This window comes from Pseudarthrobacter sp. NPDC058196, from assembly GCF_042882685.1.
Classification (GTDB): domain Bacteria; phylum Actinomycetota; class Actinomycetes; order Actinomycetales; family Micrococcaceae; genus Arthrobacter.
The window spans coordinates 1-13,797 of sequence record NZ_JBHVVN010000003.1 but is presented as its reverse complement, the minus strand read 5'-3'; the positions used below and the strand labels follow the sequence as shown (position 1 = coordinate 13,797).

General features: G+C 66.9%; 15 protein-coding genes and 1 pseudogene. 10 read left to right on the top strand and 6 right to left on the bottom strand.

All coding sequences use genetic code 11. The features are described 5' to 3' along the window. Positions 1-82 precede the first annotated feature (82 nt). The 10 genes from rplS to ACFVVC_RS05090 all read left to right on the top strand — a co-directional run bounded on the left by rplS (position 83) and on the right by ACFVVC_RS05090 (position 8,145). Positions 83-442: a 50S ribosomal protein L19 gene (gene rplS / locus ACFVVC_RS05135; RefSeq protein ID WP_308930670.1), complete on the top strand. Its 360-nt coding sequence runs from the start codon at positions 83-85 to the stop codon at positions 440-442. 84 nt (positions 443-526) lie between these two features. Continuing rightward, positions 527-1,204, top strand: a complete 678-nt coding sequence (gene lepB / locus ACFVVC_RS05130; protein ID WP_387449900.1) for a signal peptidase I — start codon at positions 527-529, stop codon at positions 1,202-1,204. Then, a complete protein-coding gene (lepB, locus tag ACFVVC_RS05125; RefSeq protein WP_387449898.1) occupies positions 1,205-2,032 on the top strand; it encodes a signal peptidase I in 828 nt (275 codons plus the stop codon). It abuts the gene before it with no gap. A 2-nt stretch (positions 2,033-2,034) separates the two neighbouring features. Continuing rightward, positions 2,035-2,823, top strand: coding sequence for a ribonuclease HII (locus ACFVVC_RS05120; protein WP_387449896.1), 789 nt, complete (start codon positions 2,035-2,037; stop codon positions 2,821-2,823). A gap of 48 nt (positions 2,824-2,871) precedes the next feature. After that, positions 2,872-3,198: a DUF2469 domain-containing protein gene (locus ACFVVC_RS05115; protein WP_018759992.1), complete on the top strand. Its 327-nt coding sequence runs from the start codon at positions 2,872-2,874 to the stop codon at positions 3,196-3,198. Positions 3,199-3,300: 102 nt separating this feature from the next. Further along, a complete protein-coding gene (locus tag ACFVVC_RS05110) occupies positions 3,301-3,657 on the top strand; it encodes a YraN family protein (RefSeq protein ID WP_285244001.1) in 357 nt (118 codons plus the stop codon). Beyond that, positions 3,657-5,201 (top strand): YifB family Mg chelatase-like AAA ATPase, encoded by a 1,545-nt coding sequence (locus ACFVVC_RS05105; protein WP_387450408.1) that lies wholly within the window; start codon positions 3,657-3,659, stop codon positions 5,199-5,201. The genes ACFVVC_RS05110 and ACFVVC_RS05105 overlap by 1 nt, the downstream gene beginning before the upstream one ends. Before the next feature lie 98 nt (positions 5,202-5,299). Then, the gene (gene dprA, locus ACFVVC_RS05100; protein ID WP_387450406.1) at positions 5,300-6,433 is read left to right on the top strand and encodes a DNA-processing protein DprA; all 1,134 of its coding nucleotides are present in this window, start codon (positions 5,300-5,302) and stop codon (positions 6,431-6,433) included. A 46-nt stretch (positions 6,434-6,479) separates the two neighbouring features. Then, entirely contained in the window at positions 6,480-7,406 is a 927-nt protein-coding gene (locus tag ACFVVC_RS05095; protein WP_387449893.1) for a tyrosine recombinase XerC, read from the top strand. Between the two features lie 235 nt (positions 7,407-7,641). Then, positions 7,642-8,145, top strand: a complete 504-nt coding sequence (locus tag ACFVVC_RS05090; RefSeq protein ID WP_387449891.1) for a DUF3145 domain-containing protein — start codon at positions 7,642-7,644, stop codon at positions 8,143-8,145. Positions 8,146-8,256: 111 nt separating this feature from the next. On the opposite strand, the gene ACFVVC_RS05085 is transcribed toward ACFVVC_RS05090, so the two are convergent. The 6 genes and pseudogenes from ACFVVC_RS05085 to ACFVVC_RS05060 all read right to left on the bottom strand — a co-directional run. Beyond that, on the bottom strand, positions 8,257-9,492 hold the full coding sequence (locus ACFVVC_RS05085) for a beta-ketoacyl-[acyl-carrier-protein] synthase family protein (protein ID WP_387449889.1): 1,236 nt from the start codon (positions 9,490-9,492) through the stop codon (positions 8,257-8,259). 173 nt (positions 9,493-9,665) lie between these two features. Further along, on the bottom strand, positions 9,666-9,911 hold the full coding sequence (locus tag ACFVVC_RS05080; protein WP_009359314.1) for an acyl carrier protein: 246 nt from the start codon (positions 9,909-9,911) through the stop codon (positions 9,666-9,668). A 76-nt stretch (positions 9,912-9,987) separates the two neighbouring features. Beyond that, the gene (locus tag ACFVVC_RS05075) at positions 9,988-11,049 is read right to left on the bottom strand and encodes a beta-ketoacyl-ACP synthase III (RefSeq protein WP_387449887.1); all 1,062 of its coding nucleotides are present in this window, start codon (positions 11,047-11,049) and stop codon (positions 9,988-9,990) included. After that, on the bottom strand, positions 11,046-11,975 hold the full coding sequence (locus ACFVVC_RS05070) for an ACP S-malonyltransferase (protein ID WP_387449884.1): 930 nt from the start codon (positions 11,973-11,975) through the stop codon (positions 11,046-11,048). The genes ACFVVC_RS05075 and ACFVVC_RS05070 overlap by 4 nt, the downstream gene beginning before the upstream one ends. Positions 11,976-12,063: 88 nt before the next feature. After that, positions 12,064-13,308, bottom strand: coding sequence for a PucR family transcriptional regulator (locus ACFVVC_RS05065; RefSeq protein WP_387449882.1), 1,245 nt, complete (start codon positions 13,306-13,308; stop codon positions 12,064-12,066). Positions 13,309-13,464: 156 nt separating this feature from the next. Continuing rightward, positions 13,465-13,797 (bottom strand): annotated as a pseudogene (locus tag ACFVVC_RS05060) (pyruvate dehydrogenase (acetyl-transferring), homodimeric type); the annotation flags it as partial.

The following is a 13,797-nucleotide window of genomic DNA, read 5'->3' as shown; positions in this document are numbered from 1 at the left end:
AATCCGGCCCGCTCCCAGGCGGCCGGACTTTCCTGCCGTGACCCAAAGTGAATGACCTGTGGCGTTCACCAGGAGTGCAACCATGCATATTCTCGATTCCCTCGATGCAGCCTCGCTGCGCAATGATGTTCCCGAATTCCGCGCGGGCGACACCCTCAAGGTCCACGTGAACATCATCGAAGGCAAGAACTCCCGTGTCCAGGTGTTCCAGGGCTTTGTCCTGGGCCGCCAGGGCGATGGCGTCCGCGAAACCTTCACTGTCCGCAAGGTTTCCTTCGGTGTCGGCGTGGAGCGTACCTTCCCGGTGCACTCCCCGATCATCGACAAGATCGAGGTCGTCACCAAGGGTGACGTCCGCCGCGCCAAGCTTTACTACATGCGCGCACTGCGCGGTAAGGCTGCGAAGATCAAGGAAAAGCGCGACTTCGCCACCGGCAAGTAAGTTCCATTCGGACTTGTCACTTGGCTGGGACGCGGCCGTAGCCGGCAAGCGCCGGAGCAATCCACCAGCGCCAGGATACGGACCATGCACCAGACAAAACGCCAGCCCCGCACCATGGGCTGGCGTTTTGCGTTCCTGGCCCTGGTCCTTGCCGTCACCATCAGCGGCGTGGTGCGCTCCTTATGGCTCGATGTCTACTACATTCCCTCGGAGTCCATGGAGCCGCTGCTCCAAGGCGGCGACCGGATCCTGGTCTCCCGCACGGATTTCCAGGCCGACCCCATCAGGCGCGGGGACATCGTCGTCTTTGACGGACGCGGAACGTTCGCGCCCCTGAGCAGCGGCAGGGGACCGCTGATGGACGCCGCCACCGGACTCACCCAGTGGCTGGGCCTTACCGGGAGCGACACCACCTACGTCAAGCGGGTCATAGGCCTTCCGGGCGATACCGTGGCCTGCTGTGACGCAGGCGGCAAGGTCACCGTTAACGGGGTGCCGCTGGATGAGCCGTACATCTTTGCGGGGGAGGCCCCCAGCACGCAAAAATTCAACTCGGTGGTCCCCGAGGGCAGGCTGTGGCTGATGGGGGACCACCGGTCGGTATCCGCCGATTCGCGCAGCCTGCTGGGCGCTCCCGGCGGCGGCATGGTCCCGCTGGAGCGCGTGATTGGCCGGCCGGTCCAGATCCTGTGGCCCCTTGATAGATTTGCTCCAGTAGCACGGCCGCCAGTGGTGGGGCCGACAACACAGAACGGACGGTAAATGCCCGAGAACCCAGCGCGGAATCCTGAACCGCGCCATGACGGCGCCGCAGAAGACCAGGCCGTTCCAACCTCCGCAGAGCCCGGCGACAGTCCCGAGGCGGGCGCGCCCTCCCACCGGAAGGGCAGGTCCGGATCCAAACCGGCCGGCAAGGCCGCGGGCAACCCTTTGCTCGGGTGGCTCAAGGAAATCGCCACCGTCGTGGTCATCGCCGTTGTGCTGTCTTTCCTCATCAAGACCTTCCTCTTCCGGGCGTTCTTCATCCCGTCCGAGTCCATGGTGAACACCCTTGATGTGGACGACCGGATCTTTGTCAATCTCCTGGTCCCGGAGCCGTTTGCGCTCAGCCGCGGGGACGTGGTGGTGTTCCGTGACACCAAGGGCTGGCTGCCGCCAACAGCAGCCAAAACCCAGGGGCCGTTCACATGGGTCCAGGACGGCCTGACCTTCGTGGGACTGCTGCCCGACAACACGGACCAGCACCTGGTCAAGCGGGTCATCGGGCTGCCGGGCGACCACGTGGTGTGCTGCGACGCCGGCGGTAAACTGACCATTAACGGAACCGCCGTCGACGAGACCTACATCAACCCCGCTGAGGTCCCGCAGGTCCGCAACTTTGACGTCACCGTTCCGGAGGGCAAAGTGTGGGTGATGGGCGACAACCGGAACCATTCCGCGGATTCCCGGGCACACATGGAAAACGACGGTGGATTTATCGACCTCAAGGACCTTGAGGGCAAGGCGGCGGTCATTGCCTGGCCGCTGAACAGGATCAAGACCCTGGACAACTACCCGGACGTGTTCCGCAACGTACCGGCGGCCCGCTGACCATGCCATCCGCCACCCGCACCGTCCCCGCGGCAACACCGCGCACACGCGCCGGTGCCAAACCGGCGAGCGGGGCCAAGGCGCCCACACTGCGGCACGAGCGTACCTTCAAGGCCCAGGGCGTGCGGCTCCTGGCCGGCGTTGATGAGGTGGGCCGCGGTGCGCTTGCGGGGCCGGTCAGCGTGGGAATCGCCGTCGTGGACCTGGAGCGCCAGAAGCCACTGGCGGGCGTGCGTGACAGCAAGCTCCTCAGTCCGGCCGAGCGCGAGCGGCTGGAACCGTTGGTGCGGCGCTGGAGCGTCGCCGCGGCGGTGGGCCATGCCACCGCCGTTGAGATCGATTCGCTCGGCATCATTGCAGCCCTGCGGCTGGCAGGAACCCGTGCCTGGGGGGCCATCCTGGATGCCGGAGTCATCCCGGAGGCTGTGCTGCTGGATGGAAGCCACAACTGGCTCTCCCCGGCCGGGCAGCTCTCCTTCTTCGACCAGCCCGTGGTGGAAGCCGCCTGTGAAGCGCCCGTCCACACCAAGGTCAAGGCGGACATGCAGTGCCTGAGCGTGGCCGCAGCGAGCGTCATTGCCAAGGTGGAGCGTGACCGGATGATGCGCCAACTGCACCTTGAGTACCCGGATTACGGCTGGGACATCAACAAGGGTTACGCCACCGCAGCGCATCGGGACGTCCTGCGCGCAGCCGGACCCACCCCCTACCACCGGGTCAGTTGGCGGCTGCTTGGCGGTGAGTTGCAGGGCTCCGATTCCCCTGGCGAAGACGCGCGGGACCAAGCCTGAGTCCTGCCCGCGGCGCCAGCGCCGCCGGACATGGTGCAAGATGGAAGCATGAGTGCCGAGGATCTTGAGAACTATGAAACCGACATGGAGCTTCAGCTCTACCGTGAATACCGCGACGTCGTCGGCCTGTTCACTTACGTTGTCGAGACCGAGCGGCGTTTCTACCTCGCCAACCACGTGGACCTGCAGGCCCGCAGCGCCGACGGCGAGGTCTACTTCGACCTGACCCTCCAGGACGCCTGGGTCTGGGACGTCTACCGCTCGGCACGCTTCGTCAAGAGCGTCAGGGTCCTGACCTTCAAGGACGTCAACGTCGAAGAACTGCCGCGCAACGAAGAACTTGCCCTGCCCAAGGACGTGGACCTGGGTAACTAGCAGCTCCCCGACTTTCCCTCCACAGACAGGCCCTGTCCACATACGGCAGGGCCTTTCTGTGCCCTGCGGCCGCCCGCCTCCAAGCTGGTTCCGGAGGTAGAGATGAAATCGAAGGACCTGCTGGGCCGGCGCGGCGAAGACCTCGCCACCGGTTATCTGGAAACGCTGGGCATGCTGGTGGTGGAGCGCAACTGGCGGTGCGCCGAGGGCGAGATCGACATCGTGGCCCTTGACGGTGACGCGCTGGTCATCGCTGAAGTCAAGACACGCCGCTCCCTGGACTTCGGCCACCCCTTTGAGGCCGTGGGCCCGGAGAAGCTGGCACGCCTGCACCGGCTCGGTGCCGCCTGGTGCCGCGACCGGGAACTGCGGATGCCCTTGCGCCGCGTGGACGTTATCGCAGTGGTGGACGACGGCGGCGGGCACCCTGTCGTGGAGCACCTCAAGGGGGTGGGGTGATGGCCCTGGGGCGGACATACTCCATCGCGCTGGTAGGCCTGAACGGCTACGTGGTCGAAGTCGAGGCCGACATCGGACAGACGCTCCCGGCCTTCGTCATCCTCGGGCTCCCGGACGCGGCCCTCAACGAAGCCAAGGAACGGATCCGTTCTGCCGCGAAGAACTCCGGCATCCCGCTCAGCCGCAGGAAGATCACCGCCAACCTCATCCCGGCGTCGCTGCCTAAACGCGGTTCGGGGTTCGACCTCGCGGTCACCATGGCCGTGCTGAGGGCATCGAACGACGTCAAAGCCACCGGACGCACAGTCTTCATTGCCGAGCTCGGCCTCGACGGACGGCTGCGGCCCGTCCGGGGAATACTGCCCGCCGTGATGGCTTCGGTACAAGCCGGCTATCCGGACGTCGTGGTGGCGCAGGCAAACCTTGCCGAGGCTTCCCTCGTGCCCGGCGCCAGTGTCCGTGGCTACCGCACGCTGGCCCGCCTGGCCCTCGACTTCGGGGCGGACCCGCAGGAGCTCGCCCTGGACTTCGAACCGGACGACACTGAAGATCTCGACGACGGCCACCTGGTGACCGGGCCGTGTCCCGACATGGCCGACGTTGCCGGTCAGGGCGACGCGCGCCAGGCGTTGGAAGTGGCGGCCGCCGGGGCACACCACCTGCTCCTCACGGGGCCGCCCGGAGCCGGTAAGACCATGCTCGCGGAGCGGTTGCCGGGCCTTTTGCCGGATCTTGGCGACCATGAGTCCATGGAGGTCACGGCCATCCACTCGCTGTGCGGCCTGCCGGCGTCCTCGGTCCAGCTCCTGCGCCGCCCACCGTTTGAGAACCCGCACCACTCGGCCACTGCGGCGGCCATCATTGGGGGCGGTTCAGGGCTTCCGCGGCCGGGTGCCGCATCCCGCGCCCACCGCGGTGTGCTGTTCCTTGACGAGGCCCCGGAATATGAACGCCGGGTTCTGGATGCCTTGCGTCAGCCCCTGGAGAGCGGTGAGCTGGTGATCCACCGGGCGGCCGGGACGGCCGCCTACCCGGCCCGCTTCCAGCTGGTGCTGGCCGCCAATCCCTGCCCGTGCGGCAAGGCCTCCGGCAAGGGACTGGACTGCACCTGCACGCCTGTCATGCGCCGCCGGTACCTCGCCCGGATGTCCGGGCCCCTCCTTGACCGGGTGGACATCCAGTTGCAGGTCGAGAGGGTGTCCTTGGCCGAGTTCGGGCAAGCCGGCGGGGAAGAGGACACCGCCACGGTTGCCCGGCGGGTCAGGGCTGCCCGCGAGCGGCAGGGAGAACGGTTGCGGTGCTTTGGCCTGGAAACAAACTCCCAGGTCCCGGGGCGTATCCTGCGCGGTGATCTGCGCCTCGCTCCGGCATCCACCCGGATCCTGGACCAGGCCCTGGAGCGCGGGGTCCTGACCGCCCGCGGCTATGACCGTGTCCTGCGGTTGGCGTGGACCCTGGCTGACCTTGCCCGGCGGGACATACCGGACGCAAACGATATCGGACAGGCTCTTGGCTTGCGGCAGGCTGCCGCGGCGGTGGCTTGAGGAGGACGGCAAACGTGAACGAACTGAAGGAACTGCGCGTGGCAAACGATCCAGCAAAGGTTGACGAGCGGTTGGCCCGGGCAGCGTTGTCCCGCCTCATGGAGCCCCAGGACGCAGCAGGCCTCGCCCTCGTGCATGTAGCGGGGGCAACGGATGCCCTTCGGATTGCCACCGGGCGGGTCACGGCCGGAGCTGGCCTGGAGCGTGAAATCACCTCGTTGCTGGCTGACAGTGGCGCGAGCAACTGGGCGGGAATGGCTGCAGCTTTGAAGCGCTGGCAGCCCCGGATCCCAGACCTGGCGCCGGAACGTGACCTTGCCACGATGGCACGGCTGGGGGGCCGGCTGATCATTCCCACGGACGAGCTGTGGCCCTCGCAGTTGGCCGACCTCGGCATCCAGGAGCCGCTGTGCCTGTGGTGGCGGGGCCAGGAACAGCCGCTCCCGGGCGCAGCCTTGTCCATCGCCCTGGTAGGTTCCCGTGACAGCACCAGCTACGGGGCTGCGGTAACAGGGGATCTGGCATACTCTCTGGCGCAACGGGGCTTCACGGTAGTTTCGGGCGGAGCCTACGGGATCGATGCCCACGCGCACCGCGCCGCCCTCGCGGGAGGTTCCTCCGCCGTCCCGACCATCGCTGTGATGGCCGGCGGAGTGGACCGGTTCTATCCGTCCGGAAACGAAGACCTGCTCCGGGCCGTAGCCAACCAGGGCGCGGTGCTGGCGGAAGTACCGCCGGGATCAGCTCCCACGCGTTACCGGTTCCTTCAGCGGAACCGGTTGATTGCTGCGCTGTCATCAGTGACAGTGGTGGTGGAGGCACGGTGGCGCTCCGGTGCGCTGAACACCGCCCACCATGCCGAAACCCTTGGGCGGGCGGTGGGGGCGGTCCCCGGATCAGTCCACAGTGCCAACTCAGCGGGCTGCCACCGGCTCCTGCGGGACGGCGGCGCGGTCTGCGTCACCGATGCCGCGGAAGTGGCCGAACTTGCCGCCCCCAGCGGAGCAGGACTGCCCGAACAACGGACAGGTGCAGCGGCCGTGCAGGACGGGCTGACCCTGGAGGACCTGATCCTGCTGGACGCACTGCCGCTGCGTTCCACCACATCGGTGGAAAAGCTGTCGGCGGTGGCCGGGCTGGGGCAGGACTCGGTGCGGGCAGGCCTCGGCCGGCTGGGGCTGCTCGGGCTGGCCGTCTCTGAACGCGGCGGATGGAAACGAGGCAAGGTCTGACCGTGTCCGGCTGCGGCGAATGCGGGCAAACTGAGAAAGTGTAGGAGTGGACCAAGAAGAACTGCCTGACGCACTCTGCGCGGCACTGGACGCCTTTTCCGGCTACCTGTCGGGGGAGCGGGCCGTGTCGGAGCACACCCGGCGTGCCTACCTAGGCGACCTGCGGAGCCTTCTGGCGCACGCCGCATCCGAGGGCGCGGCCGGGCTGAAAGACCTCGAGCTCGGCACCTTCCGCCGGTGGCTCGGCAGCCAGAGCTCGGCGGGCGCCGCACGCTCTACGCTGGCGCGCCGGTCCGCTACGGCCAGGGCATTCACGGCCTGGGCCCTCCGGGAAGAACTTCTGGAGACTGACCCCGCCCTGCGCCTGAAAGCCCCCAAGCGTGAAGGATCGCTGCCGGGAGTCCTTCAGGCCTCCCAGCTGGGACGAATGCTGGAAGGGCTCGAAAAATCAGCGCTGGACGGTGACCCGCTGGCCGTGCGGGACCGTGCCGTCGTGGAGCTCCTTTACGCCACAGGCATCAGGGTCGGTGAACTTGCCGGGTTGGACGTCGACGACCTGGACCCGGACCGCCGGACGCTGCGGGTCATCGGCAAGGGCAATAAAGAGCGCACCGTGCCCTACGGGGTGCCGGCGGCCCTCGCTGTTGACGATTGGCTGCGGCGGGGCCGCCCTGCCTTGGCTACAAGCACCAGCGGGCCGGCGCTCTTCCTCGGCGCCCGCGGTGGCCGGATTGACCAGCGCCAGGTCCGAACCCTGGTCAACCGTCTTTTCGGTGCCCTGGGTGACACCTCCGCATCCGGGCCCCACGCATTGCGGCACTCCGCTGCAACGCATTTGCTCGACGGTGGAGCGGACCTGCGTGCCGTGCAGGAGATCCTTGGCCACAGCAGCCTGGCCACTACCCAGATCTATACGCACGTCTCGGTTGACCGCTTGCGGAAGAGCTACCAGCAGGCACACCCCCGGGCCTGAGAGTGTGGCTAATCGCACTGGCGTAATTCCACGGGGTACGGCACAATGAGAGTCACGTCCGGCAACTTTCAAGTCTCGCTTGAAGCTCTCTGAGCTTTATGCGGCTCAGCAAGTCCGGACACAGCTTAATCTGATACATCTGAATATCGGGAACCACCGCCGCAGTGCAGGGCACGGCAGTTCCATCCGGGCAGAGGTCGTTGGGGAAGACGTACCTAGAGCTATGGAGGATGGAATGTCTGTTGCAATGACCCGCGGTGTGCTGTTCGTTCACTCAGCCCCTACGGCCCTGTGCCCCCATGTCGAATGGGCAATCGGGGCCGTGGTGGACAAGCGGACGGACCTGGAGTGGACCCCGCAGCCCGCCGCGCCCGGAATGTTCCGTGCGGAGCTGTCCTGGACCGGAACCCCCGGAACGGGAGCCAAGCTGGCGTCCTGCCTCCGAGGCTGGGCCCACCTGCGCTATGAGGTGACTGAGGAGCCCACCCAGGGCGTGGACGGCGGCCGATGGTCGCACACGCCCGAGCTGGGGATATTCCACGCCGTCACCGACGTGCACGGCAACATCATGGTGTCGGAGGACCGCATCCGCTACGCCTACGAATCCGGTTCCGGCGACCCCGCGGCCGTCTACCACGAACTCTCGCTCGCCTTGGGCGAGGCCTGGGACGAAGAACTCGAACCGTTCCGCCACGCTGCCGAAGGTGCCCCCGTGCGCTGGCTGCACCAGGTGGGCTGACCGCCGTCGTTCGGCCGGACGGCCAGACAAGTATGTATCCATAGCACAGGAGGAGGCCCCGCCAGCCGGCGGGGCCTCCTCCTGCTGTCCGGGTCTTCTCCCGGACAGGTGCTAGATGCTGCGGATGGCCACGACGGCGTTGTGGCCGCCGAAGCCGAAGGAGTTGCTCAGTGCCACGATGTTCCCGGCGGGCAGGTCGCGGGCCGAGGTGACGACGTCGAGCGGGATCTCGGGATCCTGGTTCTCGAGGTTGATGGTGACCGGCGCTTTGCGCTCGTGCACGGCCAGGACGGTCAGTACCGCCTCAACAGCGCCGGACGCACCCAGGAGGTGCCCCATCTGCGACTTGGTGGCAGATACCGCCACGTTGTCCACGTGGCTGCCCAGGGCGGCACGCAGTGCCGTGTATTCCGGCTTGTCTCCTACGGGCGTAGACGTGGCGTGGGCGTTGACGTGCACGACGTCCTCGGCCTGGATGCGGCCGTCGAACATGGCTGCCTTGAGCGCGCGGGTGGCGCCGAGGCCTTGCGGGTCCGGTGCCGTGATGTGATAGGCGTCGGCAGTGACGGACGTACCCGCCAGCTCGGCGTAAATGCGCGCTCCACGGGCCAGGGCGTGCTCCTCGGCCTCAAGAACCAGGGCTCCGGCACCTTCGCCCATGACGAAGCCGTCACGGGCGATGTCGTAGGGACGGGAGGCGCGCTCGGGCTCGTCATTCCTGCGGGACAGTGCCTGCATGGAGGCGAATGCCGCCAAAGGCATGGGGTGGATTGCTGCTTCTGCGCCGCCGCACATCACCACGTCCGCCTTGCCGGAGCGGATCAGTTCGAGGCCAAGGTGCATGGCTTCGGTACCTGAGGCGCAGGCGGACACCGGAGTGTGGGCGCCGGCGCGGGCGCCAAGGTCCAGGCTGACTGCAGCGGCCACGCCGTTGGGCATCAACATGGGAACGGTCATGGGCAAGACCCGGCGAGGGCCCTTCTCCTTGAGGGTGTCCCAGGCATCCAGCAGGGTCCAGACCCCGCCAATGCCGGTGGCGAAGGCAACAGCCAAACGGTCCTGGTCGAATTCGGTGATGCCGGAGTCGGCCCAGGCCTCACGGGCTGCAATGACGCCGAACTGGGTGGAGGGGTCCATCCGCTTTGCTTCCACCCGGCTCAGGACATCCAGCGCGGGGGTGCTGCAGCGGGCAGCAAAATGGACGGGGAGCTCGTATTTGGCTACCCAGTCGTCCTCCAGGGTGCGGGCACCGGAGACCCCCTTGAGGGCGTTGTTCCACATGGTGGGTACATCGCCGCCGATGGGCGTGGTGGCACCCAGACCGGTAATGACTACTTTGCGCGTCATGGGATCACTCTTTCGTCGGTGGGGAATCCGCCTGCGCCAACCGCAGGGTCCCGCACATTTGATGATCGGCCAGTCCCGGTCGGGGGCACTGCGCCGGTTAGATGCGGCGGGCTGCCGATCCGGTCAATCCGGATCGGCAGCCCGGCCAAGCCGTGAAACGGCGAAAGCCTGGATTAGGCCTGTGCTCCGGCGATGAAGCTGACGGCGTCGCCGACAGTCTTGAGGTTCTTGACCTCTTCGTCCGGAATGCGGACGCCGAACTTTTCCTCGGCGTTGACCACGATGGTCATCATGGAGATGGAGTCGATGTCCAGGTCCTCGGTGAAGGACTTGTCCAGCTCGACGGCCTCCGGGGCCAGGCCGGTTTCCTCGTTGACGATTTCAGCCAAGCCGGCCAGGATCTCTTCGTTGCTAGCCATTGGTGGCTCCTTTTCTTGTATTGCCGGCAGGGGCTGCCGGAAACGGTCGGGTCGCGGTCGCGGCCCTTGGGCGTATCTAGGGAAGGACAATTACCTGCGCGCCGAAGACCAGCCCGGCACCGAAACCGATCTGCAGCGCCAGCCCGCCGCTCAGCCCGGGGTTCTCCTGCAGGAGACGGTGCGTTGCCAACGGGATGGAGGCCGCGGACGTGTTGCCGGCGTCGGCAATGTCCCGTGCCACTGTAACCGTCTCGGGCAGCTTCAGCTTCTTCACCATCTCGTCGATGATGCGCATATTCGCCTGGTGCGGGATGAAGGCAACCAGGTCTTCAGCCTCGACGCCGGCAGCGTCGAGCGCCTGCTGGGCAACTTTCGCCATTTCCCACACGGCCCAGCGGAAGACGGTCTGGCCGTCCTGGCGGAGCGTGGGGTAGAGTTCCTGCGCTTCCTCAAGGAGGGCAAGGTCGCCGGTGGAATCGGACTGTCGGGCCGCCATACCGAGGTCGCGGACATCCAGCAGGGAGCGGGTCATGCCGATCGCATCCCACTTGCTGCCGTCCGAGCCCCACACCGACGGGGCGATGCCGGGGGTGTCGGAGGGACCCACGACGACGGCGCCGGCGCCGTCCCCGAGCAGGAATGAGATGGTGCGTTCCCGGTTGTCGATGACGTCCGAGAGCTTTTCCGCGCCCACCACCAGGACGTACGTCGCGGCACCGGAACGGACCAGGGCGTCGGCCTGGGCAATGCCGTAGCAGTAACCGGCGCAGGCTGCGGAGATATCGAAGGCCGGTGCCGGCGTAGCGCCGATGCGGTCTGCCAGGCTGGCAGCGGCGGAGGGGGTCGCGTACGGGTGCGTCACGGTGGAGACGATGACGGCGCCGAGTTGTGAGGCTTCGATGCCGGCTTTCGCCATGGCCTCGCGGGCAGCGCCCTCAGCCATGTCGATCACGCTGACGTCCGCAGCCGCACGGTGCCGGGTCACGATGCCGGTGCGCTGGCGGATCCACTCGTCGGAGGAGTCGATCCACTGGCAGACGTCCTCATTCGTGACGATCACGTCCGGACGGTATGCCCCCAGCCCGAGGATCCGGGTGTGCTCGTGGATGGGCGCCTGCTTCAGCGTGGGGACGCTCATGCGTTGCCCTCCAGTTCTGCGAAAAGTGCCAGGGCGGCGGAAAGGTCCTCGGGGGTCTTGACGGCCACCGTCTTGACGCCGGGCATGCCGCGCTTGGCGAGCCCGGCCAGGGTGCCTGCAGGCGCGAGTTCGATGAGTCCGGTGACACCGCGCTTGACCATCGCGTCCATGCAGAGGTCCCAGCGCACCGGGCGGGAAACCTGGGCGATGAGGCTCTCGACGGCGGCACCGCCGTCGGTGACCTCGCCGCCGTCGTAGTTGGACAGCAGGGGCACTTTGGGGGCTACCGGGTTCAGTTGCGGTTCGAGCGCCTTCAGCGCGTCAACTGCCGGTGCCATGTGGCTTGTGTGGAACGCGCCGGCTACCTTCAACGGAATCACCCGGGCCTTGGCCGGCGGGTTCGCGGCCAGTACCTTCAACTGATCGAAGGTTCCTGCGGCGACGGTCTGGCCGGCGCCGTTGACGTTCGCGGGGGCCGCGCCGGCTGCCTCGATGGCTGCCAGGACCTCGGCGGGGTCGCCGCCAACGACGGCGCTCATGCCGGTGGGGGTGACGGCAGCCGCGGCGGCCATGCTGTTGGCCCGTTCGCGGACAAAGGTCATGGCTTCCTGCTCCGTCAGCACACCCGCGAGGGCGGCAGCGGTGATTTCACCCACCGAATGGCCGGCGAGGATGACCGGGAGGGAATTGAGCTCCACGTCGAAGAGGGAAGCCGCCGTGACCAGGCCTGCGGCGACGATCAGGGGCTGCGCCACGGCAGTGTCCTTGATGGTTTCCTCATCGGAGGTGGTCCCGTGGGCGATCAGGTCGATCCCCGCGATGTCGCTCAGGGCGGCCAGCTGGCCTGCCACCGAAGGAAGTTCCAGCCAAGGGGCCAGAAAACCCGGGGTCTGCGAGCCCTGTCCAGGGCAGACTATTGCAAGCACGTAACCAGCTTTCCAAATTACTGTGTGATCCAGCGGTGTTTCACCGCACCAAGCTCACGGGGTCAGGTTGTAGGAAGTCTACAATGACTCATGTCTGGTTCCGGGACGCCTGCCGTTCCGTGGCGGCCTTTGGCGGGGCAGAAAGCCGGCCCACCACGAGCGCTGCCTGCAGCACAAACGCCTCCCGCGGCAGCAGCGGGTCCCAGCCCGTTACGTCGCAAACGCGCTTCAACCGGTACCTGACGGTGTTGGCGTGGACGAAGAGTTCCCGCGCCGTGGCCTCCAGTGAATGTCCCAGTTCCAGGTAGGTTCCCAAGGTTTCCACCAGGCCGTTGGACGCTGCCACGAGGGGGCGGTAGATGTTCTTGACCAGGGAACGCCGTGCGGCGTCATCGCCGGAAATCACCCGTTCCGGCAGCAAATCGTCGGCGGCCACCGGCCGCGGCGCTGACGGCCACGCCCGGGCGGCGGTGAGCCCGGCAAACGCCGATTGCGCCGATCCGCTGGCCTCCAGCAGGGAACCCGCCTCCGGGCCGTAGACCACGGGGCCAGGTGCGAACATTTCGCTCAGCTTCACATAGGCCGATTCGCGGTCCTGCACCCCGCCCAGGATGAGGATCAGCCGGTCGCCCTGGATCCCCACCAGCGCGTCCTCTGCGAAACGCCCGGCCATCCGCCGCAGTTCGCTCACGTAGCTGGCGCTGGGTTCGGACGGCGAATTCCCCACCATGACCGTGAAACGCTCCTGCGCCTTCCAACCAAGGGCCGCAATGCGTGAACGGAGCGCGTCAGTGTTTTCGCCCCGAAGGATCGCATCCACGATCAGGGCTTCCAGCCGGGTGTCCCAGGATCCCCGCGATTCGGCGGCCCGGGCGTAGACGTCGGCGGCCGCGAACGCGACTTCCCGCGAGTACCTGAGGACTGCTTCGCGCAGGGATGGCTGGTCGGCCTCCGGCGCGATGACGGGAACCTGGTCTTCAACAACCTCCACCACGATCCTGATCAGCTGCAACGCTTTCTGCAGGCTGATGGAGCGGGTCAGTTCCGTGGGCGCCGTCCCAAAGACATCCGTCAGGATCCACGACGGTGAGCTGGGACGCTCGTACCAGGTGACGAACGCCGCGATCCCGTTCTGCGCCACCATGCCCAGCGCCGACCTCTCGTCGGCGCTGAGCCGGCTGTACCAGGGCAGAGACTGCTCGAGCTTGCGCATGGTGGTGGTGGAAAGCTGGCCGACGTTGGCCCGCAGCTGCTTAAGGGTTTCGGACTTCTCCGGCGTGACCTTCGGCGGTGTTGGTTTCCGCTTGGCCGATGGGCTGGCTGGTGCTGGCATTCTTTGAGCATACGGCCCCCGCCGCGCAAGCTCCATTTGTGCGAAGGCTACAATCCGCTTTGCGCTGCGTCACAGCTCACAGGCATCTTTGCAACGGACGACGGCGGCCCCCTCCAATGTGGAGGGGGCCGCCGCCGTTGCTGCTGCGGAGGGTTGTCAGGCCTCCCCGCCGGCGTTGCCGGTGGTGCCGGCGTTGACGTTCAGCAGCTTGTACTTCTCAATCGCCTTGACCGGGGCGTCGACGTCGACCTCGCCGCGGCGCGCCAGCATTTCAAGGGCACGGACCACGATGGAGTGGGTGTCGTTTTTGAAGTAGCGGCGGGCTGCTGCGCGGGTGTCGGAGAAGCCGAAGCCGTCGGCGCCGAGGGTGGCGAATTCGTTGGGGACGAATTGCCGGATTTGGTCGGGGATGGCTTTCATGTAGTCGGTGACGGCGACGATGGGGCCGGTGGCGCCTTCGAGTTGTTGGGTGACGAACGGGGTGCGGGC

Excerpts from the sequence above, each read along its gene's own strand:
- dprA (WP_387450406.1), top strand. The coding sequence starts at position 5,300 with ATGGAGCCCCAGGACGCAGCAGGCCTCGCCCTCGTGCATGTAGCGGGG.
- ACFVVC_RS05120 (WP_387449896.1), top strand. The coding sequence starts at position 2,035 with ATGCCATCCGCCACCCGCACCGTCCCCGCGGCAACACCGCGCACACGC.
- ACFVVC_RS05080 (WP_009359314.1), bottom strand. The coding sequence starts at position 9,911 with ATGGCTAGCAACGAAGAGATCCTGGCCGGCTTGGCTGAAATCGTCAAC.
- ACFVVC_RS05090 (WP_387449891.1), top strand. The coding sequence starts at position 7,642 with ATGTCTGTTGCAATGACCCGCGGTGTGCTGTTCGTTCACTCAGCCCCT.
- rplS (WP_308930670.1), top strand. The coding sequence starts at position 83 with ATGCATATTCTCGATTCCCTCGATGCAGCCTCGCTGCGCAATGATGTT.
- ACFVVC_RS05075 (WP_387449887.1), bottom strand. The coding sequence starts at position 11,049 with ATGAGCGTCCCCACGCTGAAGCAGGCGCCCATCCACGAGCACACCCGG.
- ACFVVC_RS05065 (WP_387449882.1), bottom strand. The coding sequence starts at position 13,308 with ATGCCAGCACCAGCCAGCCCATCGGCCAAGCGGAAACCAACACCGCCG.
- ACFVVC_RS05105 (WP_387450408.1), top strand. The coding sequence starts at position 3,657 with ATGGCCCTGGGGCGGACATACTCCATCGCGCTGGTAGGCCTGAACGGC.
- ACFVVC_RS05110 (WP_285244001.1), top strand. The coding sequence starts at position 3,301 with ATGAAATCGAAGGACCTGCTGGGCCGGCGCGGCGAAGACCTCGCCACC.
- ACFVVC_RS05115 (WP_018759992.1), top strand. The coding sequence starts at position 2,872 with ATGAGTGCCGAGGATCTTGAGAACTATGAAACCGACATGGAGCTTCAG.
- ACFVVC_RS05085 (WP_387449889.1), bottom strand. The coding sequence starts at position 9,492 with ATGACGCGCAAAGTAGTCATTACCGGTCTGGGTGCCACCACGCCCATC.
- lepB (WP_387449900.1), top strand. The coding sequence starts at position 527 with ATGCACCAGACAAAACGCCAGCCCCGCACCATGGGCTGGCGTTTTGCG.
- lepB (WP_387449898.1), top strand. The coding sequence starts at position 1,205 with ATGCCCGAGAACCCAGCGCGGAATCCTGAACCGCGCCATGACGGCGCC.